This window comes from Streptomyces sp. RG80 (genome assembly GCF_040446465.1).
GTDB lineage: Bacteria > Actinomycetota > Actinomycetes > Streptomycetales > Streptomycetaceae > Streptomyces.
In genome coordinates this window covers 334,339-358,892 of sequence record NZ_JBEAAJ010000003.1, presented here as the reverse complement: position 1 = coordinate 358,892, position 24,554 = coordinate 334,339, and the positions used below count along the sequence as shown (strand labels likewise).

Annotated in this window: 15 protein-coding genes; 5 read left to right on the top strand and 10 right to left on the bottom strand. The window is 71.3% G+C overall.

Going from position 1 to position 24,554, the window contains the following annotated elements; all coding sequences use genetic code 11:
• Positions 1-91 precede the first annotated feature (91 nt).
• The 9 genes from ABKA17_RS11750 to ABKA17_RS11710 form a co-directional block, all read right to left on the bottom strand.
• The gene (locus ABKA17_RS11750) at positions 92-1,651 is read right to left on the bottom strand and encodes an ABC transporter ATP-binding protein (RefSeq protein WP_353691907.1); all 1,560 of its coding nucleotides are present in this window, start codon (positions 1,649-1,651) and stop codon (positions 92-94) included.
• Positions 1,648-2,439, bottom strand: coding sequence for an ABC transporter permease subunit (locus tag ABKA17_RS11745; protein ID WP_353691906.1), 792 nt, complete (start codon positions 2,437-2,439; stop codon positions 1,648-1,650). Before ABKA17_RS11745 ends, ABKA17_RS11750 begins: the two co-directional genes overlap by 4 nt.
• A complete protein-coding gene (locus ABKA17_RS11740) occupies positions 2,436-3,389 on the bottom strand; it encodes an ABC transporter permease (RefSeq protein WP_353691905.1) in 954 nt (317 codons plus the stop codon). The genes ABKA17_RS11745 and ABKA17_RS11740 overlap by 4 nt, the downstream gene beginning before the upstream one ends.
• Entirely contained in the window at positions 3,386-4,954 is a 1,569-nt protein-coding gene (locus ABKA17_RS11735) for an ABC transporter substrate-binding protein (RefSeq protein WP_353691904.1), read from the bottom strand. Before ABKA17_RS11735 ends, ABKA17_RS11740 begins: the two co-directional genes overlap by 4 nt.
• 58 nt (positions 4,955-5,012) lie before the next feature.
• Positions 5,013-6,236, bottom strand: a complete 1,224-nt coding sequence (locus ABKA17_RS11730) for an MFS transporter (RefSeq protein WP_353691903.1) — start codon at positions 6,234-6,236, stop codon at positions 5,013-5,015.
• A 118-nt stretch (positions 6,237-6,354) separates the two neighbouring features.
• Positions 6,355-7,347 (bottom strand): LacI family DNA-binding transcriptional regulator, encoded by a 993-nt coding sequence (locus ABKA17_RS11725; protein WP_502994202.1) that lies wholly within the window; start codon positions 7,345-7,347, stop codon positions 6,355-6,357.
• A gap of 207 nt (positions 7,348-7,554) precedes the next feature.
• Positions 7,555-9,867 carry a beta-galactosidase gene (locus ABKA17_RS11720; protein WP_353691901.1) on the bottom strand — a complete coding sequence of 771 codons (2,313 nt, stop codon included), beginning with the start codon at positions 9,865-9,867 and terminating at the stop codon, positions 7,555-7,557.
• Complete coding sequence (locus ABKA17_RS11715; RefSeq protein WP_353691900.1) at positions 9,867-11,630, bottom strand: glycoside hydrolase family 35 protein; 1,764 nt, start codon at positions 11,628-11,630, stop codon at positions 9,867-9,869. Before ABKA17_RS11715 ends, ABKA17_RS11720 begins: the two co-directional genes overlap by 1 nt.
• Before the next feature lie 100 nt (positions 11,631-11,730).
• Positions 11,731-12,912, bottom strand: coding sequence for an MFS transporter (locus ABKA17_RS11710; protein ID WP_353691899.1), 1,182 nt, complete (start codon positions 12,910-12,912; stop codon positions 11,731-11,733).
• Between the two features lie 166 nt (positions 12,913-13,078).
• Here ABKA17_RS11710 and ABKA17_RS11705 point away from each other — a divergent pair, with 166 nt between their 5' ends.
• Entirely contained in the window at positions 13,079-16,096 is a 3,018-nt protein-coding gene (locus ABKA17_RS11705; protein WP_353692325.1) for a beta-N-acetylglucosaminidase domain-containing protein, read from the top strand.
• 91 nt (positions 16,097-16,187) lie between these two features.
• Here ABKA17_RS11705 and ABKA17_RS11700 read toward each other — a convergent pair whose 3' ends face one another.
• The gene (locus ABKA17_RS11700) at positions 16,188-16,952 is read right to left on the bottom strand and encodes a sugar isomerase domain-containing protein (protein WP_353691898.1); all 765 of its coding nucleotides are present in this window, start codon (positions 16,950-16,952) and stop codon (positions 16,188-16,190) included.
• A gap of 174 nt (positions 16,953-17,126) precedes the next feature.
• Between ABKA17_RS11700 and ABKA17_RS11695 the strand changes: the two genes are divergently transcribed.
• From ABKA17_RS11695 to ABKA17_RS11680, 4 genes are all read left to right on the top strand, one after another.
• Complete coding sequence (locus ABKA17_RS11695) at positions 17,127-18,008, top strand: MurR/RpiR family transcriptional regulator (RefSeq protein WP_353691897.1); 882 nt, start codon at positions 17,127-17,129, stop codon at positions 18,006-18,008.
• A 130-nt stretch (positions 18,009-18,138) separates the two neighbouring features.
• Positions 18,139-22,374, top strand: a complete 4,236-nt coding sequence (locus ABKA17_RS11690; protein ID WP_353691896.1) for a glycoside hydrolase family 38 N-terminal domain-containing protein — start codon at positions 18,139-18,141, stop codon at positions 22,372-22,374.
• Entirely contained in the window at positions 22,371-23,036 is a 666-nt protein-coding gene (locus ABKA17_RS11685) for a peptidyl-prolyl cis-trans isomerase (RefSeq protein ID WP_353691895.1), read from the top strand. The genes ABKA17_RS11690 and ABKA17_RS11685 overlap by 4 nt, the downstream gene beginning before the upstream one ends.
• A gap of 142 nt (positions 23,037-23,178) precedes the next feature.
• Positions 23,179-24,552: an extracellular solute-binding protein gene (locus ABKA17_RS11680; RefSeq protein WP_353691894.1), complete on the top strand. Its 1,374-nt coding sequence runs from the start codon at positions 23,179-23,181 to the stop codon at positions 24,550-24,552.
• The last annotated feature ends 2 nt before the right edge of the window (positions 24,553-24,554 follow it).

Below are 24,554 nucleotides of genomic sequence, written 5' to 3'. Positions count from 1 at the left end.
AGACCCTTTGTGATACCGATCACAACAAACTCCCGAAGTGCCCCGGAGACACCTTTCGCCCCCGTGCACGACGCTTCCGATCCGCGTTCGATCAGAGCCGGACGCCGGTCTCCAGACGAGTGGTCGCCGCCATGAGGTCGACGGTGAAGGGGTGGCGCGGCTCGGTCAGAACACGCCGGGCCGGGCCCTGTTCGACGAGGGCGCCCGCGTCCAGGACGGCGACGCGGTCGGCCAGGCGGGCGGTGTCCAGGTCATGGGTGATGAGGACGAGGGAGAGGCCGGCGTCCCCGCCGCGGTCACCGTCCCCGTCGCCATCCCCGTGCAGCAGGCCCGCGAGGAGGTCGAGGAGGCCGCGCCGGGTGACCGTGTCGAGGCCGGAGGTGATCTCGTCGCAGATCAGCACCCGGGGCCGGGCCAGCAGGGCGCGTGCGAGGGCCGCGCGCTGGAGTTCGCCTCCGGAGAGCGCACCGGGACGCCGGCGCGCGAGGCCGTCCGGCAGCCCGAGCCGGTCGAGGACGCGCAGGGCCTCCTCCCGGGCCGCCCGCTCCCCCGCGCCGCGCAGCCGCACGGCCGTACGGGCGACCTGGTCGAGCACGGGCCGGTACTCGTCGAAGGCGGCGCGGGCGTCCTGGAAGACGTACTGGACGGCGGCCCGCCGCTCCCGGTCCCGGCGACGCAGGCTGTGCGGCAGGACCTCGCCGTCGAGCAGGACCTCGCCGCCGAAGTCGCGGTGGAGTCCGGCCAGACAGCGGGCGAGCGTGGTCTTGCCGCTGCCGGAACGGCCGACGACGGCGAGACACTCACCCGCACGCAGGATCAGCCGAGGCGCCCGCAAGACGGTCGTATTGCCGTGTACGGCGATGAGGTCCCGTACCTCCAGGACGGGCCGACCGCCCTCGGTGCCCGCACTCGGGGTGGCTCGCCGCTCGTCGAGCAACCGGCGGGTCCACTCGTGCCGGGGCGCGCTCCACAACCGGGCCACGGGCCCCGACTCCACGACCCGGCCCTCCCTCATGACGAGGACCTCGTCCGCGAGGGCGCGCACGACGTCCAGGTCGTGGCTGAGCAGCACGACCGCGATGCCGCGCGCCGCGACCGCCGCGAACTGCTCGACGATCCCTGCCTTGGTGAGGGCGTCCTGCCCGGTCGTGGGCTCGTCGGCGACCACGACCTGTGCGCCGAGCAGCAGGGCCTGGGCGAGGACCACGCGCTGCTGCTGACCGCCGGAGAGCTGGTGCGGACGGCGGCGCAACAGGGCTTCGGCGTCCGGGAGTCGGGCGTCGGCCAGGGCCCGCTGCACGCGCTCGCGGGCCGCCGTTCGACGTTCGGCGCGCGGCAGGTCACGGACCTGGGCACGGGCGAGGTCGTACAGCAGCGCACCGACCCGCCGGGCGGGGTTGAGGACGGCCGCGGGATGCTGCGGCACATACCCCACCGGCCCGGCCCCGGTCAGCCGTACGTCGCCCGAGACCTCGGCGCCCGCCGGGTACTCCCCCAGCAGCGCGAGCCCGGTCGTGGTCTTGCCGCTGCCCGAGGCGCCGACGACCGCGGTCACCTTTCCGGCCCGGACCGGCAGGTTCACGCCGTCGACGATCGCGCGGCCGTCGATCTCGACGCGCAGGTCACGGATCTCGGCCACGAGGTCGCTCACGCGTGCCGTCCCTTCTTCTGGAGCGCGGCGTCGAAGACGAGGTTGACCCCGGTCGTCAGCGCCACGATCAGCAGCGCGGGCACCACCACGGCCCACGGCTGCACGAACAGTCCGGTGCGGTTGCGGTCGACCATGACGGCCCAGTCGGCGGCGTCCGGGGCGACGCCGACCCCGAGGAAGGCGGCCGTGGACACCAGGTAGAGCACGCCGGTCAGCCGGATCCCGGCGTCGGCGGCGAGGGTGCGCAGCGCGGACCGGCCGACGTATCCGACGGCGATCCGCCACCAGGTCTCGCCCTGCATCCGCAGCGCCTCGACGGCGGGCCGGGCCGCGGCCTCCCCCGCGGCCGCCCGCACGATCCGCGCCGCGTCGGGCACGTTCACCAGCGCCACGAGCAGCGCGAGCCCGACGGCACCGGGCGAGAACACCGAGGCGACGAGCAGCACGAGCAGGAGCGACGGTACGGCGAGCAGCACGTCCAGCGGCCGCATCAGCAGGTCCTCGAGACGCCGTACGTGGGTGAGGGCGCCGACGAGTCCGACGGGGACCGCGACGAGATACGCCAGCGTGGTCGCGGCGAGGGCGGTCAGGACGACCGTACGGCCGCCGTGCAGCACCTGCTGCCACACGTCCCGTCCGACGAAGTCGGTGCCGAGCCGGTGTCCGTCGCCGAGGGTGAAGGAGGCGGCGCGGGGCCCTGGTTCACCGGCGAGGAGGGGGCCCAGGAGGGCGAGCAGGAGGGGGACCGCGACGATCACCAGACCGAGCGCGAAGCGACCGCGTTTCATGCCGCCACCCCCGCCCCGGGCGTCAGCCGGTGCGCCACCAGGTCGGCTCCCAGATTGAGTACGACGGTCAGCACGCCGAACACCACGGCCAGCCCCTGCACCACCGGAACGTCCCGCTCGGCCACGGCGTTGAGCAGCACCGTCCCGAGCCCCGGGATCACGAAGAGCGCCTCGACGACGATCACGCCGCACAGCAACCAGTCGACGGTGCGGGCGAGTTGCTGGGCCGCCGGGGCCAACGCGTTGGGCAGGGCGTGCAGATAGCGGACCCGGGCGCCGGAGATGCCGTAGCGGCGGGCGTGGGCGGTGTAGGGGGCGGCGAGGGCGTCGACCATGCCCGCGCGTACCAGGCGGCTCAGGGAGCACACCGGGCGGGACAGCAGGACCAGCACCGGCAGGACCAGTGCCGCCGGATGGGCGAGCAGGTCGGTGCCGTAGCCCACGGCGGTAGGCGGCAGCCAGGCGAGCTTCAGCGCGAGGACCGTCACCAGCAGGACGCCGAGGGCGAACTCGGGGACGGCGTACACGGCGAGGGTCACCGAGCTGACCAGCCGGTCGACGAACCGTCCCTCGTGGCGGGCGGCGAGGACGCCGAGGCCGAAGCCGACCGGGATCAGGAGTGCCAGGGTGAGTCCGGCCAGCAGCAGGGTGGGGCCGAAGCCGTCGCCGATGTACTGGGTCACCGGTCGGCCGGAGGCCAGGGAGGTGCCGAAGTCGCCGTGCAGGAGGCCCGTCGCCCAGTCCGCCAGCCGCTGGTACGCCGGCTGGTCCAGATGCATGGCCTCGCGGATCGCGGCGATCCGCGCCGGGTCGGGCTGGTCGCCCGCGAGGGCCACCGCCGCGTCGCCCGGCAGCGCCTCGGTGAGCGCGAAGACCAGCAGCACGACGGCCACGGTCTGCACGACGCCGAGGAGGAGCCGCCGGGCGACGAAGGAGCGGAGTCCCGTCACGCGAGCCACACCTTGTCGAAGCGTGCCCAGTCGAGGGTGTTGGCGGGCGCCTTGGTCTCAACTCCCTTCACCGTCTTGCCCGTTCCGATGATCCAGTCGGCGAACCCCCAGATGAGGAAGCCGCCCTCGGCGTACAGCCGGCGCTGCATGCGCTCGTAGACGGCGGCCCGTCGGGTCTTGTCGCGGGTGGACTGCGCCTGCTCGTACAGGGCGTCGAAGTCCTTGTGCCGCCACTTGGTGGCGTTGGTGGTGGAGTCGGTGAGCAGCCGCTGGGAGATGTGGGCCTCGATGGGCATGGCGCCGGAGCGGTAGCAGGACAGGGTGCCGGAATCGAGGATGTCGCTCCAGTAGGAGTCCTTGCTGCCCATCTTCACCTCCACCGTGACGCCCGCCTTGGCAGCCTGGTCGCGGAAGATGCTGGCGGCCTCGGTGAATCCGGCGGCGACGGCGGAGGTGTCCAGGGTGACCTTGAGCTTCTCGGCGCCGGCCTTCTTCAGCAGGGCGCGGGCCTTGTCGAGGTCCTGCGCGCGCTGGGGCAGATCGGCGGCGTAGTACTCGTAGCCCTTGCCGAACAGGTCGTTGCCGACCACGCCCGCCCCGGACAGGGCGCCGTCGACGAGTTCCTGGCGGTCGGCGATGAGGAAGAACGCCTCGCGGACCCGCTTGTCGTCGAACGGAGCGCGGTCGGTCTTCATGCAGAACGCCTGCATGGCGCTGTTGCGCAGCCGCACGATCTCGATCTGGCCGCCGGATTCGTGGGCGCGGGCGGTGGTGGGGTTGAGTTCGTGGGCGTACTCGACCTGGCCGCCGAGGAGGGCGTTGACGCGGGCCGACTCCTCGTTGGCGACGACGAATTCGAGCTCGTCGAGGTGCGGGGCGCCCTCCCAGTAGTCGTCGTGGCGGCGGAAGACGGCGGAGCGGCCGGGCGCGAAGGAGACGAACCGGAAGGGGCCGGAGCCGACCGGCTTCCTGTCGAAGTCCTTGGCGCCCGAGGGGACGATGTACGCGCCGAACGCGGCCAGGATGTTGGGGAATTCGGCGGTCGGCCGCTTCAGCACGAACTCGATGCCGCGCTCCCCCGTGGCGCGGCTCGCGTCGAGGTCGATGGGTTCCAGGGAGGCCTTGGCGCGGAAGGTCTGCTTCGGGTCGGCTATCCGGCGGTAGCTGTAGAGGACGTCCTCGGCGGCGACCGGGCTGCCGTCGTGGAAGGTGGCCTCGCGGAGGGTGACCTGCCAGCGGTCGAGGGTCTTGTTCGCCTCCCACCTGGAGGCGAGGCGGGGCTGGGCGGAGAGGTCGGCGCCGTAGTCGGCGAGCTTGTCGTAGAGGGCCTTGGCGCGGGCGACATCGGCGAACAGGTTGGCCAGGTGCGGGTCGAGGGTCTCGCTCGCGCCCCCGCCGGCGAACGCGGCGCGCAGTCGTCCGCCGCGCTTGGGGGTGCCTCCGCTGCCGCTGTCCGCCTTGTCGTCCGTACCGCCTCCGCAGCCGACGAGGGCGAGGGCGGCGGCTCCGGTGGTGGCGGCGAGGAAACCGCGTCGGCGCAGGCCGGGAAAACGTTCGTCGTACATGAGCGTCCTTCAAGTGTGGCGTCGGGGAGTGGAGTTGGGGAGGTGAGGGAGTGCCAGGTCAGACGGCGGTCTTCGCGCGCTCGGGCGCTACGGCAGCGGGTAGCGCTCCGAGCCGGTGGAGCCATGCCACGCCGACCGCCGAGACCAGTCCGAACAGGGCGCAGCACGTCCACGGCAGCCAGGCGTGGCCGCCGCGCTCCCCGGCGTCCATGGCCCAGCCGACGGCGGTGTTGCCGAGGGCGGCGGCGATGCCGGAGACGGCGTAGAAGATCCCGAAGTACGTGCCGGTCAGTTCGGGGCGGCCGAAGCGGGGGATCAGCTCCATCACGAACGGTGAGGCGATCATGAGGCCGAGGTAGAGCAGGAGGGCCCCGGCCAGGACGGGCCCGATGCCCGGCAGGAGGGCCGGGGGGAGGAACGCCAGGCCGGTGACGGCGAGCCCGGCCGCGATCCAACGCCCCCTGTCGCCCCGGGACTTCAGGGCCCGGGTGATCCGTAGCTGGAGCGCGAGGTTGGCCAGTGTCCCGACGAGGAAGACCAGGCCCGCCGCGCCGTCCCAGCCGGTGGCCGCCCGCGCTGCGGCGGGCAGCAGCAGATAGAGCTGGTTCTCCAGGGTGAACATGCCGACCATGGCGAGGGCGAAGGCGAGGAAGGCCCGGTTGCCGACGACCTCACGCCAGTCGGCGAGCACACTGCCGCCCGTCGGCTCGACCTTCCGCACGGGCAGGACGGCGGCCTGCGCCACGGTGAGCACGGCGAAGATGCCGGCGGCCGTCAGCGCGGACGTACGGAAGTCGACGAGCAGCAGCGCGCTGCCGAGCAGCGGGCCGATGAGCGCGCCGGTGGTGGCGAAGACGTTGAAGAGCGCGAACGCCTCCGCCTTGCGCTCCCCCGCCTCCTGCGCGAGATAGGCCCGCACGGCCGGGTTGAACAGCGCCCCCGCCACTCCGCTGAGCACGGACGCCGCGAGGAGCACCGCCAGTCCGTCGCCGAGCGCGAACAGCGCGAACCCGACGGTCCGCAGCGCGCACCCGGCGATGATGACGCCCCGCGCCCCGAGCCGGTCGGAGGCCGACCCGCCGATGAGGAACAGGCCCTGCTGGCTGAGGTTGCGCACCCCGAGGACGACGCCGACGACGGCGGCCGACATACCGAGGTTCTCGCCGAGATGGACGGCGAGGTAGGGGACGAGGAGGTAGAAGCCGGTGTTGACGCCCAGCTGATTGACCAGCAACAGCCGCACGGCGAACGGAAAACTCCGCACCTCACGCCACGTCTTCAAACGGTCCCGCCCCCTCGGTCACCCCGGTTCGACGCGGCACACGCTATCGATAATCATTTTCATATGCCAGTCACAAAACGACCACGGTCCCAGCCCGGCCAAAAGGGAGTGCGGCCTGTCAGCCGCGCGGAGGCCGTCCGCTGCTGCGACGGACGATCAGCTCGACGGGGATGACCGGCTCGGCCCGCTCCTCGGCGCGTCCGTCGATGCGGTCCAGCAGGAGCCGCAGCGCACGGGTGCCGATCTCGGCGAAGTCGGTGCGCACGGTGGTGAGCGGCGGCAGCAGATGAGCCGCCTCGGGGATGTCGTCGTAGCCCACGACGCTCACGTCGTCGGGCACCCGGCGCCCCGCCTCGTGGAGGGCGTGCAGCAGACCCAGGGCCATCTGGTCGTTGGACGCGAAGATCGCGGTGACGTCCGGACGCCGGGCCAGCAGCCGCCCCGTCTCGTAGCCGGAGTCCGAGCTCCAGTCGCCGACGAGGAGTTCGGGGATCTCGGCGCCGGCCGCCGTCAGGGTCTCCCGCCAGCTCTCGATGCGCTGGTCGGCGGAGGTCCAGCCGGTCGGCCCGGCGATGTGCCACACGGTGTCGTGCCCGAGGCGCAGCAGATGCTCGACGGCCTTGCGGGCGCCGGCCCAGGAGTCGGCGGTGGCCAGCGGAGTGCTGCCCCTGACCTCGTTCTCCAGCACCACCAACGGTGTGTCGAGCCGGGCGTCGGCCAGCGCCCGCCCCACCCGGTGCTGCGGCGCGATGGCGATGACCCCGTCCGCCCCCTCGGCCGACAGCCGGTCCACGGCCTCGGTGACCGTGTGGTGGTCGGCGGTGTCGTCGAGGGCGATGGAACTGAGCAGATACCCCGCCTCCTGGGCGGCGGTGTTGATGGCGGTGAGGATGTTGGCGGGCCCGTATCTCGCCGCGTCGAACGAGATGACCCCGACCATCCGGGTCCGCCCGCTGGCCAACGACCGCGCGCTACGACTCGGCCGGTACCCGAGACTCCGCATGGCCGCCTGCACGGCCTCCCGGGTCTCGGGTCGCACGGCCGGGTTCTCGTTCAGCACCCGCGACACGGTCTGCTTGGACACCCCGGCCAGCCGGGCGACGTCATCCATGACCGGCCGCGACCCCGCGAAGTTACGTCGACTGCGCCCTTTGGGGGCAGGGGCGTCACTGGGGCTCATGGGAGGCGATTCCTCAGTAGGGTGCCGGGACGGCCCCAGCATACGGTTGGAGTACCGACCTAAGGGGCGCGGGACTGTATCCAATATGCGGCTCTGCCGCGCGGGCGCGACCAGCCACAACGCACCCGCAGCCGACACTCATCCCACAGTCCACCGGCGAGTAGTCACCAACTCCACCCGCTCGACGCCCGCCTCCCCCCACCCCTCCCCGACCTCCGGCGGCACGTACACCGCAGCCCCCTCAGCCGCAGAAAGCACCCGCAGCCTCAGCACCCCCTCCGACACCCGATCCAGCCCGATGTCCCACACCCGCCCCGACCAGAACTGGTCCCCAACAAGGACGCCCCCCGCATACGCCCGCCCCACGTCCCCACTCCAGTGCACCCGCAACAACGTCCCCGCCGGCACATCCGACGGCAGATCGACCCGGTACTCCGCGGCCACCGCGTCGAAGTACTTGTCGTCCGGCGCGCTCGCCCGCCCCTGCACCCCGGTGACCGGCTCGGGCGCGGGACCGGCCGACCGTACGAGAGTGAGCGACGCCTCCCCGGCGAAGACACCCTCCGCCGGCAAGGTGTACCGACCGAACCCCGGCTCCCCCTCCGGCGCCGGAAAGACGGCGAACGACGGCTGCTCGGCGGCACTGTGCAGCCGCATCTCGCCGTGGTCGAAGACCACCCCGCCCTCGGCGAGCACCAGCCGCTCGGCGCCCCACACCACGCCCCGGTACGCGGTCCGCGCGGTCGCCGCGTCGAGGACGAGCAGCCCGACCCGGCCGCCGTCCACGGTCTCCACCTCGACCAGTGCCTCGGTCCCGGGACGCAGCCCAGTGACGAGCACCCGGCCATCGGTGTACGTCACTTCACCGGAGGGCACGGACAACGACCTCACCGTGTCCTGTGCGAAGGCCAGTTCAGACGGGATGCCCTCAACGGCCGTCAGCACCAGCACCGTTCGGCCGCCGTCGTCCACCGTGCACACCGGTTGAGCGGTCGCCCACTCCAGCCGTACCCCGGCCACGTCGAGCCGCAGCGGCCAGCAGAAGGTGGCGCCGGACGGGACGGTCACGGGCTCGCTCGGCAGACTCACCGAACCCTGCTCGAACTCCACCGTGAAGGACGTCCCCGGATGGTCCGGCAAGGGCTCGTGCGGCTGGTGGTTGTTGACGAACAGGAACCCCGAGCCGCCGTCCCCGCGCACGGCCCAGCGCAGGGTCTCCCGGTCGTGCTGCCCCTTCGGCTGCTCCTGCGGCAGAACCGACTCCATCGGGGCGATCAGATGCCCGAAGTCCGCCAACAGCAGGTGCTGGAGCCGGAGTTCGTCGTACGTGGCGCGGTACTGCCCGTACTCGCCGAGCGGCGCCTGGAAGTCGTACGTCAGGACAGGGAGGTCGTTGGGGTACCCGGTGGCGTGGGACTCCTGGAGGGTCGTCAGTTCGCCCGGCGGGTTGGTGCCGCCGTGGAACATGTAGTAGCCCTGCCACACCGATCCGCACCCGATCTTGGTGAGCCCGAGGGCGGCGATGTCGGCGGCGTCGACGCGGGGGCGCCGGTGGTAGGAGACCGCCATGCCGCCGCCCAACTCGCAGGTGGCCCAGGGGAATCGGTCCGCGAAGGCGTCGGGGGCGCTGCCGCGCACGCTGCCGATCGGGCGCAGGTCGGAGCCGATGCCCTCGTCGTCGCGCTGGTGGGTGAAGAAGAAGTGCTTGCGGCAGGTGTCGGGCCAGCCGCCGTCGGCCTCGGTCCAGAAGGTCTCGGTGTAGCCGCCGTACAGCGGAAGCAGTTCGTCGGGCGGGAGTCGGACCCCGCCCCAGGCGGTCGACGTCCACAGCGGGGCGGCGAGGCCGGCCTCCTGGGCCATGCGCTTGAGCGTGAGCAGATGGCCGGGCTGGTCGTAGAGCTCGTTCTCGATCTGGACGGCGACGATCGGGCCGCCGTGGGCGCGGTCGAGGCCGCGCAGTTGCTCGGCGATCGCCGCGAACCAGGGCCGTACGGCGTCCAGGTACGCCGGATCGTCGGTGCGCGGTGCGCAGTCGCGGGCCAGAACCCAGTCGGGCAGGCCGCCGCCCCGGACCTCGGCGTGCACCCAGGGGCCGATGCGGGGGATGAAGTCCAGGCCGTGGCGGGCGCAGAGTTCGGCGAAGCGCCGCAGGTCGCGGTCGCCGTCGAAGCGGATCCGGCCCTCGGTCTCCTCGTGGTGGATCCAGATGACGTAGGCGGCGACGACGGTCACCCCGCCCGCCTTCATCTTCAGCAGCTCCTCCTCCCACTCCGCGGCCGGGTAGCGGGAGTAGTGGAACTCCCCGGAGACGGGGAACCAGGGGCGTCCGCCGCGGGTGAGGTAGCGGCTGGTGACCTCGATCGGGTCGGGCACGCCCGGGGCGTCGGCGAAGGGCAGGTGGCCCGTCAGCGGGGGTCCGGCGGGGGCGGGCACGCGCAGGTGGTGCGGCATCAGAAGTTCACCGGCCCGAGGTCGGGGGTGTCGGTCAGCCGGGCGGTGGTGCCGGTGGTGGCGTGCAGTTCGAGGAGGACGAGTTCGTTGCCACCGGGGCGCAGGACCGGTGCGGGCACGTACAGGGTGTGCTGGGGGCCGCGGTTCCAGTAGCGGCCGAGGTGGAAGCCGTTGACCCAGGCCTGGCCCTTGGTCCAGCCGGGCAGGGCGAGGAAGGCGTCGGCCGGGTCGGTCACCTCGAAGGTGCCCCGGTGGAAGGCGGGTACGGCGTCCGTGGTCGCGTCCGACGGGGCGAAGGGCACGGCGGACAGGTCGGTGAGGGACAGCGGGTGGTTGTCCCAGGCGCGCAGGACGGTGCCGTCGAAGGAGACCGGGCCCAGCAGGCCCTTGGGGGCGCCGATGCGGGGGCCGTAGTTGACGCCGCCCATGTTCTCCACGAGCACCTCCAGCGTGGCGCCCGCGCGGGGTACGACCACGGGGAGGGCCTCGTCGTGGTGGCGGCGCTCCAGTACGCCGACGGGTGCGCCGTCCAGGAAGACCTGGGCGCGGTCGCCGACGCCGCCCGCGAAGTGCAGCAGGCCCTGGCCGGCCGTGGGGACGGTGGTCCGGTAGAGGGCGTAGCCGGAACTCAGGCCCAACTCGTCCATCATCGCCGGGTCTTCGGTGCGCAGCGGGGCGGCGAGGGTGCCCGCGTGCGGGAGCAGGGCGGCGCGGTGGGTCAACTCGACGGTGGTGGCCGGGAGTTTGGGGGCCGGGGCCGGGACCGGCTCGTCGGGGACGGTGGCGTGGCGGGCGATGACCTCGCGGAAGGCGTGGTACTTGGGGCCGGGGTCGCCGGACTCGGTGAGGGGGGCGTCGTAGTCGTAGGACGTGACGGTGGGCTCGTAGGCGTGCTTGTGGTTGGCGCCGTTGTTGAAGCCGAAGTTGGTGCCGCCGTGGAACATGTAGATGTTGACGGAGGCGCCCGCGGTGAGCAGTCGGTCCAGGTCGGCGGCGGCGTCGGCGGCGTCCCGGGTGTGGTGCGGGCCGCCCCAGTGGTCGAACCAGCCGATCCAGAACTCGGCGCACATCAGCGGGTCCTCGGGCCGGTGCGCGCGGTACTGGTCCAGCGCGGCGTCGATGCGTCCGCCGAAGGTGCCGGTGGTGAGGACGCCGGGCAGGCTGCCGGCGGCCAGGTGCTCGGGGATGGCCTGGTCGCAGGTGAAGAGGAGTTCCTCGACTCCCCGGTCCCGGAAGGCCTGTTGGAGGTGCTTGAGGTAGGCGATGTCGTCGCCGTAGGCCCCGTACTCGTTCTCGACCTGTACGGCGATGACGGGGCCGCCCGCCTCGGCCATGTGCGGCAGCAGCGGGGGCAGCAGCCGGTCGAGGTAGCGGTCGACGGCGTCGGTGAAGCGGGGGTCGGAGGTGCGCAGCCGGATGTCCGGGTCCGAGGTGAGCCAGCCGGGCAGACCGCCGCCGTCCCACTCGGCGCAGATGAACGGGCCCGGGCGCAGCAGGACGCGCAGGCCCTCCGCCTGGGCGAGGCTCAGATAGCGGGGCAGGTCGAGGAGGCCGTCGAAGACCAACTCGCCGTCCGGGTCCGGCTGGTGGGCGTTCCAGGGCACATAGGTCTCGACGGTGTTGAGGCCCATCAGCCGGGCCTTGCGCAGCCGGTCGGCCCACTGGTCGGGGTGGATACGGAAGTAGTGCATGGCGCCGGAGAGGATGCGGAACGGCTCGCCGTGCAGCAGGAAACCGTCGGACGTCGTCGTCAGTGCGGGCATGCGGAGCTTCCTTCCAAAGAGGTGTTCGTACAGGAGGTGTTCGTACAAGTGGCGTTCGTACAAGTGGCGTTCGTACAGGGGGTGTTCGTACAGGTGGTGTTCAGCGGGAACCGGTACTGCGCGAACGGGTGCTGCGGATCAGCCAGAGCGTCGCCGCCAGGCACAGGGCCGAGACGGCGCCGAGAATCAGCGGTACGGCCTCGACGCCGGACCATTCGATGGCCTTGCCGAGCGCCGGTCCGGCCACCACTCCGCCCACCATCGAGGCGGCGATGACCAGGGCTCCGGCGCGCCGGGACCCGGGGGCCACGCGATGCAGCCAGGGCAGTCCGGTGGGGAAGAGCGGTGCGATGAAGAGGCCGACGCCGGCGTAGGCGTAGGGCGCCAACTCGCTGATGGACGCCAGCAGCAGACAGACCGTCATGCCGGCGCAGGAGACCGTGATGATCGCCTGTGCCGAGAAGCGCAGTGCCAGGGGCGCGGCCAGGAACCGGCCCACGGTCATCATCAGCCAGTAGACGGACGTGGCGGTCGCGGCGGCCCCGGCCCCGTAGCCGACGGTCTCCAGATGGGTGGGCTCCCAGCCGCCGACACCGGCCTCGATGCCGACGTGCAGGACGTACAGCGTGACGAACACCGCGAGCACCGAGCCGAGGCTGCGGCCGAGGACGGCGCCGGAGTCGCCGGCCGCCTCGGACGGTTGCGGCGCCTTGTCCCGGACGCCCTTCAGGCACAGCAGCAGCGGCAGGTTGACCAGTGCGAAGGCGAGGAAGACGGCCGGGTAGTGCTCGGCGCCGACCGCGCCGATCAGCACTGGGCCGAGGATCGCGCCGATGCCGAAGTGGGCGTTGAGGATGTTCAGCATCGCCGTCGAGCGGTGCCCGAAGCCGACGGCGAACAGCTGGTTGAGGCCGTAGTCGATACCGCCGAAGCCGAGGCCGGCCAGCAGCGCGGCGGCGAGGGCGAGGGGCCAGTCCGGGGCGAGCGCGAAGCCCGCCGCGCCCACGGCCATGAGCAGATACGAGGCTCCGAGGATCCGCCGGTTGCCGATCGCCCCGAAGCACCGGTCGAACAGCAGCACCCCGGCCACCCCGCCGACGAAATGTGCGCTGAGCCCCAGTCCGGCGCCCGACGGGGACAGCCCGAACTCCTCGCGGAAGGCGGGGATCGCCGGGCCGTACAGGGATTGCAGCACACCGATCAGAACGAAGCCGACGCATGAGGCGACGACGGCTGCCGGGCTGAACACCGGGGCTTCGACAACGCGGGTTTCTCGCAGCACGACAGGAAATGTTACCGGTAACATCCAGGCCGTCAAGATTGCCGACAACACTTCCCCTGAACACACCATTGAATGATTGAATCGACATCCCTACACTCCCCCGGTGGATGAATTCACCTTTCGTAGACGCTCGACGAGATCAGCGAGGGTGGCCGCCGTGCTGCTGATGGCCGCCGGTCTCATCACTCCGTCCCTGACCACCACTGCCTCGGCCGCTCCACTGCAGCCCGCCGTATGGCCGAAGCCGCAGAGCATGACGTGGGGGCCGGGCCGGTTCACGGTCCCCGACCGGGTCGTGGAGGTCGTCGGCCCGGACACCGACCCCTCGGCCCGCAAGGTCGTCGAGGCCGCCCTGCGGGACGCCGGCGCCGACCGGATCGTGACGGTCGACAAGCCCCCCGCGTCGGCCGCCTTCACGGTCTATCTCGACGGCCCCGGCACCACCGAGACCCTGAGACGCCTGGGCGCCCGGTCCCCGGCCGGGCTCCCCTCCGGCGGCTACGCCCTGGCCTCCGGCCGCCGGGACGGCCGTACCCTCGTCGCCCTGTCCGGATCCGACGCGACCGGCACCTTCTACGCCGCCCAGACCCTGCGCCAACTCCTCGGCACCTCCGGCGAGTTGCCCGAGGCCAGGATCCGTGACTGGCCCACCGCCGCCCTGCGCGGAGTCATCGAGGGCTTCTACGGCACCCCCTGGACCCACGCCGAACGCCTCAGCCAGCTCGACTTCTACGGGCGCACCAAGCAGAACGTGTACGTCTACTCCCCCAAGGACGACCCCTATCTGCGCGCCCAGTGGCGGGACGAGTACCCGCCCGCGGAACTCGGGCAGTTGAAGCAACTGGTCGACCGCGCCGCCGCCAACCACGTCCGCTTCACCTACGCCCTCTCCCCCGGACTGTCGGTCTGCTACTCGTCCGACTCCGACATCGCGGCCCTCACCCGCAAGTTCGACTCGCTGTACGCCATCGGCGTGCGGTCGTTCGCGATCCCGCTGGACGACATCAGCTACACCAAGTGGAACTGCGCCGCCGACGAGGAGAAGTTCGGGACGGGCGGCGGGGCGGCGGGCACGGCTCAGGCCCATCTCCTCAACAGGGTCTGGGAGGACTTCTCGGCCACGCACTCGGGTCTCCGGCCGCTGGAGATGGTCCCCACCGAGTACTCCGACCTCGCCGACTCCCCCTACAAGACGGCCCTGCGCGAGAAGCTCGACCCGGCCGTGGTCGTCGAGTGGACCGGCGTCGGTGTGATCGCGCCGACCATCACCACCGCCCAAGTGACCCAGGCCCGCGAGGTGTTCGGCCACCCGATCCTGATCTGGGACAACTACCCGGTCAACGACTACGTCACCAGCCGCCTCCTCCTCGGCCCCTACACCGGCCGTGAACCCGGCGTGGCGAGCGCCGCGACCGGAGTGACCGCCAACCCGATGGTCCAGGGCGAGGCCAGCAAGCCGGCGCTGTTCACGTCGGCCGCGTATCTCTGGAACCCGAAGTCCTACGACCCCCGGGCGGCGTTCCTCGCCTCCGTCCGCGACCTGGCCGGCCCGTCCGCCGCCAAGTGGCTGCGGATCTTCGCCGAGAACAACTACTCCTCCCAGCTCGACGCGACCGAGTCCCCCACGCTGACCAACCTCATCGCCGCCTTCCGCACGGCGTACGAGCAGGACAGCGGGCTCGACCGGGCCGCCGCCGCACTCCGCTCGTACTTCTCCGACATGGCCGCCACGCCCGCCGAGTTGCGGACCCGGCTCGACAACCCCGGGTTCCTCGACGAGACCTCCGCCTGGCTGGACAAGCTCGGGCAGTACGGAAGCGCGGGGCGGACGGCCGTGGATCTGCTGCTCGCCGACAAGCGGGGCGACACGGACGCCGTGTCGGAGTACTGGACCCGACTAAGGGGTGAGCGCAAGGAGTTGGACGCCGTACCCGAGCAGGTGTCGCCGGGAGTGATGGACCAGTTCCTCTACACGACGATGCTGGAGACCGCACCCGACCCCGGCGTCGACGCCGCGTTCTCCCCCACCTCCGTCAGCCTGAAACCGGGCGCCTCGCAGACGGTGACTCTCAAGTTCTCGGACAGGGAAGCCCGTACGGTCTCCTGGAAGCTCGAGGTGCCGGACGGTGTCACCGCCTCGCCGACCGAGGGCACCGCGACGGTCCCGGCCGGAGGCAGTGCCTCGGCCACGGTCACGTTGACCGGGGTCGAGGAGGGCGTGCACTCGGTCGTGGTCTCGGGTACCGGGCTGCTCGACCGGGCGATCCCGGTCCAGGTCACCGACAGAACCGGTGCGTTGAGGGCGCTGACGGCCAACTTCAGTGGTGCGTCGGTGAGTTCGATCGACCTGGGTTCAGGAAAGACCACGGACATCGCCGTCGGGAACAACCCCGGCGAGGTCGTCGTGAGCGCCGACGGCCGTACCGCCTACGCCGCCAACCAGGGCTCCGACACCGTCAGTGTCATCGACGTGCCGAGCGACAAGGTCACCGCCACGGTCGGTGTGGGGCGTGTTCCGGCCGGGCTCGCGCTGACGCCCGACGGTGGGACGTTGTGGGTGGCCAACTACACGGACGGGACCGTACAGCCGGTGGACACCGGCACGTTTAAGGCGGGTACGGCCATCGCCGTGGGGTCCGGACCGGAGAACATGGCGATCACTCCGGACGGCGGGACGCTGTACGTGCCGAACATCCACGACAACACCGTCACTCCGGTCGACCTCACCACGAGGACGGCCGGCACCGCGATCCAGGTCGGCCCTCGCCCCTTCAACATCGTCGCCGCACCCGACGGCAGGACGGTGTACGTCTCCAACTCCGGCGGCTCGACGGTCACTCCGATCGACACGACCACGAACGACACCGAGCCGACCCTCCTGGTCACCGGCCAGGCATACGGCCTCGCCCTGTCCCCGGACGGCCGAACCCTGTGGGTCAGCCCCAGCACCGGGGACTACGTCACCCCGATCGACACGGTGACGGGCGCACCGGGCACGAAGGTCACGGTGGGAAGATCCGCCTTCGACGTGGGCCTGGACTGGAACGGCGACACGGCCTACGTCACGACGGCCGACGGCAACAAACTGGTCCCGGTCGACACAGCGACCGGGACCTCGGGGACACCGCTGACAACGGGCGCCTATCCATTGGCCGTAGCCCTGACGCCGGTACCTGTCGAGTAAAGGGCACACGCATAAGGGGCGCGGGGAACTGCGCGACCAGCCCCCACCGGCCAGCAGCTCCCCGCGATACCCCAGAACCCCCAACCCGCCCCTAACTGGCCGTACGCCGAATCCGCCCCGCGTACCGCTTCTCCAACTCCAGATTCCCCTCGAAGCCCCCGGGCACGTTCGCGGAGACATAAACCGGCGGCCGCTCCCCGGAGGCAAGCAGCACGGCCGACGCCTCGGCGACAGCCATCTGCACCAACATCACCCCGGTCAAAGTGGACAGCGCACACACCGCACCCCCACCCGGCAGCTCCAGCAACGCGTCCCCCCGAGGGGCCGCGTTGTCGAGCACCACATCGGCGAGGTCGACGAGCTTCTTGCCGCTGGAGTGACCGGCCGGGACCGCGTGGGTGTGGGTGAGGGACGTGATGGCCAGGAGCTTGTGCCCCTCTTCCTTCACGCGCAGCGCCATCTCCACGATGACGTTGTTCACCCCCGAGTTGGAGATGATCACGAAGAGGTCCTGGGGGCGCGGCGCCGCGAGGTCGTACAGGCGCGCGGCCACGCCAGGTTGCCGTTCGAGGAGCGGGTCGTCGAGGACGGACGGGGCGTCACCGCCGTAGAGGACGAGGTCGGCGATGCTCAGTCGATTCGTGGGCACCAACCCGCCCGCCCGGCCCGCGACTTCGAGGACCATGGCCTGCGAGTGGCCGGTGCCGAACGCCTGGATGACGCCGTCGGCGCGCACACAGTCGGCGATCAGTCCCGCGGCGCCCGCCACGTCGGCGCGGGCGGACTCGGTGACCTGCTGAAGGACGGCCAGGCTCTGCTGCGCGAAGCCCTGGGCGCTGACGGACTCGACGGACACGCGGCACTCACTCCCCACTGATGGATTGAATCACCCTATACATCTCCATCGGTGAATCAATAAACCACAGGATGCCCGATGCGTTCAATCGACCAGCACGGCACCCCTTCTGTCGGTCCTGGTCGGTCCTGGTATTCAAGGAGTCACCCGAGCGGTGGCTGATACCTTCTCCTCATGCCTCCGACGGACGTCACGACACTGATCCGCACCGAGCTGCCCCGGCTGGCCGGCTCCCTGCGCAAGGTCGGCGAGCTGATCCTGGAGGATCCGGCCGCCGTCACCCACTGCTCGGCCGCCGAACTGGGCCGCCGCACCGGCACCTCCCAGGCGACGGTGACCCGCTTCTGCCGGGCCATCGGCCTGGACTCCTACCAGCATCTGCTGATCGAGCTGGCCAAGGAGCACGGCCGCGGCGAGGTCTCCGACTGGGGCACCGCCGAGATCGGCCCGGACATCTCCCCGGACGACAGTCTGGAGCGGGTCGTGCAGGTCGTCGGCAGTGCCGATCTGCGCGCGGTCCAGCAGACCATCGACCGGATCGACCTCGACGCGATCGAGCGCGCGGCCCACGCCATGGCCCGGGCCCGCCGGATCGACCTCTACGGCGTCGGCGGCAGCGGGGCGGTCGCGCTGGAGACCGAGACCCGGCTGTTCCGCATCGGCTGCTCGGTGCGCGGCTGGACCGAGGTGCACGGCGGGGCGACCTCCGCCGCCCTGCTCACCCCGGCGGACGTGGCCGTGGGCATCTCGCACTCGGGGGCGACCCGGGAGACCATCGAGCCGTTCGAGCTGGCCAAGGAGCGCGGCGCCACCACCGTGGCGGTCACCTCCGACCCGCGTTCACCGCTCGCCAAGGCCGCCGACATCCGGCTTGTCTCGTCGGCCTCGGAGACCAACTTCCTCACCGGTATCGGCGGCCGGCACTCCGTCCTGGTGCTGCTCGACTGCCTCTACGTCCGGGTCGCGCAGCTCTCCTACCAGCGCGCGAGCGCCTCCCTCGCGCTGACCGACCACATCGTGCCGCAGCACTCGGCGAAGGGCCGCCGTACCCGCTGAGCAGCGCGATCAACGCTGCCGAGCGCAGTGATATTGCATAGATGATTCACCGAGTACACGCGTAGATGGTTGTTTGAACCATCCCTTCGGTGCAGGATGGGGCTCCGCCGAGCATCCTCGTAGGAGACCCATGCGCGTCACCTCTGTCGAGTCGACCGAGCTCTTCGCCGGAACCGTCGAGCAGCCGTACCAGCTGGTGGTCGCCGAGATCAGCCATGTTCCGGGCCGCACGGTCCGTCTGACGGCCGAGGGCCCGGGCTCTCTGCGCGGGGTCGGGGAGACCCTGGTGACGACGGCCGACGACGGCACCGCGCGCGCCGAGATACCCGTGACCGGCGAGGGCGACGAGATCACGGTCGTCGCCGTCGACGGGGAGCTGACCGCCCGGCACACTGCCCCGTTCACGGCCGCCGAGCCCGGCTGGACCATGTTCATGGTCAGCCACTTCCACTACGACCCCGTCTGGTGGAACACCCAGGCCGCCTACACCGAGACCTGGGACGTCGCCGACGACCCGGCCGGCACCGGACTGCCCGCCCGCACCTTCGACTCGCGCGGCCAGTCCGGGATGAGCCTGGTCCGCGCCCACTGCGACCTGGCCCGACGCGATCCGGCGTACACCTTCGTGCTCGCCGAGGTCGACTACCTCAAGCCGTACTGGGACTCCTTCCCGGAGGAGCGCGCCTTCCTGCGCCAGCTGATCCGCACCGGGCGCGTCGAGATCATGGGCGGCACCTACAACGAGCCGAACACCAACCTCACCGGCGCCGAGGCCACCGTACGCAATGCGCTCTACGGGGACGGATACCAGCGCGGGATCATGGGGGCCTCGCCCGAAACCGCGTGGCAGCTCGACGCGTTCGGGCACGATCCGCAGTTCCCCGGGCTGATGGCGGACGCCGGGGTCACCTCCAGCTCCTGGGCACGGGGGCCGTTCCACCAGTGGGGGCCGACGCTGTCGGTGTTCGGCGAGGAGCCGCGCGATCCCCAACGGATGCAGTTTCCGGCCGAGTTCGACTGGATCGCGCCCTCGGGGCGCGGCATCCTCACCGCGTACATGGTCAACCACTACGGCGCGGGCTGGGCGATCGACAACGCGCCGACCCTGCCGGCGGCCGAACAGGCCGCGTTCAAGCTGTTCAGGGGGCTGAAGAAGGTCGCGCTCACGCGCAACGTGATGCTCCCCGTCGGCGGGGACTACGCGCCGCCGTGCCGCTGGGTGATGGACATCCACCGCAGCTGGAACGCCCGTTACGTCTGGCCGCGCTTCGTCAGCGCGATCCCACGGGACTTCTTCGCCGCCGTGCGCGCGGAGCTCGACGCCGAGGGCCGCAAGGCCTCGCCGCAGACCCGGGACATGAACCCGGTCTACACCGGCAAGGACGTCTCCTACATCGACACCAAGCAGGCCCAGCGGTACGGCGAGACGCTGCTGGCCGACGCGGAGGCCTGGGCGACGCTCGCCTCCCTCACCGCCGGGCACCCCTATCCGGACGCGGCACTCGACAAGGCCTGGCGGCAGTTGGTGTACGGCGCCCACCACGACGCCATCACCGGCTCGGAGTCGGACCAGGTCTACATCGATCTCCTCACCGGCTGGCGGGAGTTGTACGACCTCGCCGAGACCGTGCACACCGACGCCACCCAGGCGCTCGCGGACCGGGTCGTCCCGCTGCCGGGCGGGGGCGCCGATCTGGTCGTCTTCAACTCCGCGACCTGGGCGCGCAAGGACGTACTGACCGTCGAGGACAAGGGCCTGCTCCCGGTCGACGAGAGCACCGGCCTCCCCCTCCCCGCGGTGCGCGAGGACGACGGCCGGCTGCGGGTCGTCGTACCGGATGTCCCGGGCCTGGGCCTGAAGGCCGTCCCGCTCACTGAGGGCGGCGCCGCCAAGTGGGCGCCCGCCGAAGGGACTTCGATCCGTAACGAGTTCTACGAGCTGACCGTCGACCCCGCGCGCGGCGGCGGGGTCAGCAGTCTGCGGGCGATTGGCGAGAACGCTCGCGAACTGCTGCGCCCCGGCGACATCGGCAACGAACTCGTCGTACAGGAGGAGTACCCGAGGCATCCGCGCTTCGGTGAAGGCCCCTGGCACCTCACCCCGACCGGTACGACCGCCGCCCGCAGCGGGGACGTCGACGCCGAGGTCACGGTCGAGCACTCCCCGGCCGGACAGCGCGTCACCGTCCGCGCCGACCTCGGGCTCTTCACCTACACACAGCGGCTGACGCTCTGGAAGGGCGTCGACCGTCTCGACGTCTCCACCACCGTCGACGGGTACGACGGCGCCGACCGGCTCATCCGGGTGCGCTGGCCGTCCGACGTGCGCGGCGGGCTGCCGGTGCACGAGGTGGCGGACGCGGTGATCGGGCGTGGGTTCGGGTTCGTGGAGGTGGACAGCGAACGGTTCCCGTGGACGCTGGACAACCCGGCCAACACCTGGTTCGGGCTCGGCTCCACCGCACGGGTCGCCGTCCGGGACGGCTCCGGGACGCTCCTCGGACACCGCTCGATCGGCGTCGCCGAGCTGATCTACGCCGACTGGAAGGTGGCCGGCGAGCTGGGCGCCGAGCTCGCCGCCGCCCTGGTCCGCGCCGGGGTCACCGCGACCTCGACCATCGCGGGCGGCCCCCGCTACGGCGACCTGGAGGTCGACTCCAACCTCCCCGACATCCGGATCGCCGTCGGCGGCCCCGACCGCAACTCCGTGGTCGCCGAGGCCCTCGGCTGGGACCCGGCCGCCGGGCGCGAACTGCGCCGGCAGCTCGCCGAGGGCGGTGTGGCGGCCGTGTGGGTCGCGCCGCGCGCCTCGCTGCGCGAGGAGTGGGTGCCGGGCGCCGATCTGCGGGACCTGGAGCGGCTGCCGCTGCTGGTGGTGGCGGGCGCCGATGCCGCGGGGGACGCCAAGGCTGTCGACGCGCTCATATCCGACCTGGACGACTTCACCGTGACGGCCACCGCGGCGGGCGGCGGCGAGGCGCTGCCGCCGGGCGACGCCTGGGACGGCCGGAGCTTCGCCGTCCTGAACCGGGGCACGCCGGGCTGCGTGGTCACCTCGTCCGGCGACCTCTACATGTCCCTCATGCGCTCCTGCACCGGCTGGCCCTCCGGCATCTGGGTCGACCCGCCCCGCCGCACGGCCCCCGACGGCTCCGCATTCCAGCTCCAACGCTGGTCCCACACCTTCGACTACGCGGTCGTCGCGAGCGAGGGCGACTGGCGGGACAGCCAACTCCCGAGGCGGGGCCACGACTTCAACCGCCCGCTCACCGCACGGCTGCGCACCGATTCCAAGGACCCGCTCCTGCCCCGCAACAGCACTCTGCTCCAACTGGAGCCCCCGGGCGAGGTGTTGCTCGACGCACTCAAGCCCACCGGCTCCCCGCTGGCCCGCGGCGGCACCGCGCAACCCGACCCGGCGAGCGGAGTCGTCGTCCGCGTGCACGAGGTCAACGGCCGTCCGGTACAGGCACGGATACACCGACCGCACGGCTGGACCCAGGGCGCCCGCGCGGACGTACTGGAGCGGCCCGGGGAGCCGTTGGCGCCGGGCCCGGACGGGGTGCTGGAGGTCGCTCTGGCGGGCTTCGAGGTGGCGACGGTACTGGCAGGACCCGCCGACGGCGCCGATCCCACGCCCGGCCCCGGAGTGGCCGCCGCCGAACCCGCCCAGCCCGTCCACACCCGTTACTGGCTCCACAACTCCGGCCCCGCCCCGCGCGGCAACATGCCGGTCGCCCTGTACGTCTCCCCCACCGCCCTCACGGTCTCCGGCCCGGTCACGGCCACCGTCCGGATCGGCTCGGAGCTCACCGACGCACCCGTGTCGGGAACCGTCACCTTCGAGGTGCCCCCCGGCTGGTCCACCGAGCCCACGGAACTGCCGTACGCCCTCGGCCCCGGCGGCTTCAGCCTCACCGAGGTCACGGTGACCCCACCGCCCGACCCCGAGCCCGGCCGCCACTGGCTCGCGGCCCGGCTGACGTACGGCGGACAGACGTACGAGGACGTGGTGGCACTGGACGTGCCACCGGACGGCCACCACGGACCAACGCTGCTGTGCGCTCTGGGAGTCGACCGAGTCACCGTACGACGCGGCGACCACGCCCGCGTCCCCGTGACCCTGCGCAACACCACCCGAGGCCCCGTCAACGGCACCCTCTGGGCCGTCTCCTCCTGGGGCACCTGGCCCGGCGTCGAGCCGGGCGTGCAGGGCTTCACCGTGGCGGGCGGGGAAGAGACCGAGGCCGTGATCGAGGTGGACGGTTCGAGGGTGCCGCCAGGTTCGTACTGGTTGATGGCGAAGGTGGGCTGGCACGGGTGCGTGGCGTACACGGAGGCAGTGGAACTGGAGGTGACGCCGTGAGGGAGGAAGACGCGGCGAAGGTACAAGGCAGGCCGGTCCCGAAGGGCCGCGTGGACGCCTTGCTGGAAGCCGTCCCGGCCCGAGACCGCGAGAGCCAACCAGAGGCCTTCGCACGGGCGGAACGCCAGCGACGCCGCTGGGCAACCCAGGTGGTGGTGATCGACGAGCTGGCCCGACAGGCCTGCGAGATACGTGAGCTGCTCAACTCCGCCCCGCCATCGGCTTTTAGGGGCGCGGGGAACTGCGCGACCAGCCCCCACGCCGCCGCACCCGACGAACAACCCACACCCCAAGCCGTCGCAGACCTCGGCAGCATCGTCGCCGTAGCCCTGGCCCACTCCCCAGCCGCCCGCACCCTCCTCGAACAACTGGAACAAGAGCAGCTGATCCCCGAGGAGGCGGTCTACGACTACTACGACCGCAACCGGGACCGCTTCCTCACCCCCGCCGCTCTGACCCGCGGAGCAGACCCCTTCCACGAGACGTCGGATCTCCTGCCGTACGAACAGGTCCGCGAGGCCATCATCGCCGAACTGCGTCGCGCGGCGGGCCGACGCGCATTCTTCGGTTGGTTGGACCAGGCACGGGCCGGCGTCGTGTACGCGCACGGGTACGAGCACCCCGGCGACCCCTCGCACCCGGACCACGAGCACCGGCACTGAATCTCCCACGGAACCTAAAAGCAACACGGCAAACCATTGACCTCCGATGAATTCTGGTCCACCTTTTCATCAATCGGAGTCGAAGTTGGTTGATTGAACCAGCCACATCCCTGACCCGCCCGGTCGCAGGAGGGCCCATCACATGCGTGCAAAGAGACTGACCCGCACCCTGACCTGTATCGCCGCTCTGTCGCTCGCCGCCACCGGCTGCGGCCTGTCGGGAGGTTCCGACAGCGGCGACTCCACGGCCGGCGGCTGCAAGGTCGACAAGGGCAACGTCGGGTCGGGGAAGCTCACCGGCGACGTCAAGGGCGACATCACCTTCCAGACGACCAACCTGAAGAAAGACTTCGGGAACTTCTTCAACGGGGTGATCGCCGCCTTCGAGAAGGCACACCCCGGCACCAAGGTCAAGTGGATCGACGATCCCGGCGACAACACCTTCACCAGCCGCACGGTCGCCGACGCCCAGGCCTGCACGCTGGCGGACGTCATCAACGTCAACGCGCCGACGGCGACGGCCCTCACCAAGGCCGGCTACCTGCTCGACGTCGGCACCAAGGACCCCGACGCGTCCAAGCCCTTCGTCCCGTCGTTCTGGAAGTCCGGCACCTTCAAGGACGCCTCGGGCAAGTCGATCCACACGGTGCTGCCCTGGTACACCGGTGGCGTCGTCCTGACGTACAACAAGGACCTGCTGGAGAAGGCCGGGGTCGACCCGGCGAAGCCGCCGACAACGTTGTTCGGGCTGTTCGCCGACTACGAGAAGGTCGCCAAGGCGGGCGACGGCAAGTTCTACGCGACGATGGCCAACCCGATCTGGCGCATCCCCGCCGACTTCGACCAGATGGGCATCAAGGTCCTCTCCTCCGACGGCAAGTCCGCCGTCTTCGCCGACGACCCGCGCACCACCCAGTGGGTGGCGTGGATGGCGAAGCTCTACAAGGCCGGCGCGATGCCGAAGGACTCGCTGTCCTCCAGCAACGACCCGTCCACGCTCTACAGCCAGGGCAAGGTGGCCTACGGTTCGACGAACCCGAGCTTCGTGCGGTTCGTGAAGCAGAACAGCCCGTCGATCTACGACAAGACGGCCGTCGGCCAGCAGCCCTACGACGCGCTCGGCCGCGCCTCCGCCGGTGCGCCGCAGTACATCTCGGTCGCCGCGACCAGCAAGAACGCCCCCACCGCACTGTCGTTCGCGGAGTTCCTCACCAACGCCGAGAACCAGACGGCCTGGTGCAAGGACCCGGCCGTGGTGATCTTCCCGACCACCACCGAGTCGCTGAGCGACCCGTTCTTCCAGAACGTCACCGGCAGCGACCCGTTCTCCCAGGCCCGCAAGCTCGTCGCCGACCAGCTGAAGACGGCCAGCACCAACCAGACGAACCTCTCCCCGGCCGTGCAGAACGCGATCGTCTCCCAGGTCCAGTTGGCCATGCAGGGCAAGAAGAGCGCGGCGGACGCCGTGAAGGACGCCCAGGAGAAGGCGAACGAGCTGCTGAAGCAGGCGGGCTGACG

Coding starts and splice junctions, on each gene's coding strand:
- ABKA17_RS11725 (WP_502994202.1), bottom strand. CDS start 7,347: ATGGATGACGTCGCCCGGCTGGCCGGGGTGTCCAAGCAGACCGTGTCG.
- ABKA17_RS11745 (WP_353691906.1), bottom strand. CDS start 2,439: ATGAAACGCGGTCGCTTCGCGCTCGGTCTGGTGATCGTCGCGGTCCCC.
- ABKA17_RS11715 (WP_353691900.1), bottom strand. CDS start 11,630: ATGCCCGCACTGACGACGACGTCCGACGGTTTCCTGCTGCACGGCGAG.
- ABKA17_RS11695 (WP_353691897.1), top strand. CDS start 17,127: ATGCCTCCGACGGACGTCACGACACTGATCCGCACCGAGCTGCCCCGG.
- ABKA17_RS11735 (WP_353691904.1), bottom strand. CDS start 4,954: ATGTACGACGAACGTTTTCCCGGCCTGCGCCGACGCGGTTTCCTCGCC.
- ABKA17_RS11705 (WP_353692325.1), top strand. CDS start 13,079: ATGGCCGCCGGTCTCATCACTCCGTCCCTGACCACCACTGCCTCGGCC.
- ABKA17_RS11680 (WP_353691894.1), top strand. CDS start 23,179: ATGCGTGCAAAGAGACTGACCCGCACCCTGACCTGTATCGCCGCTCTG.
- ABKA17_RS11690 (WP_353691896.1), top strand. CDS start 18,139: ATGCGCGTCACCTCTGTCGAGTCGACCGAGCTCTTCGCCGGAACCGTC.
- ABKA17_RS11720 (WP_353691901.1), bottom strand. CDS start 9,867: ATGCCGCACCACCTGCGCGTGCCCGCCCCCGCCGGACCCCCGCTGACG.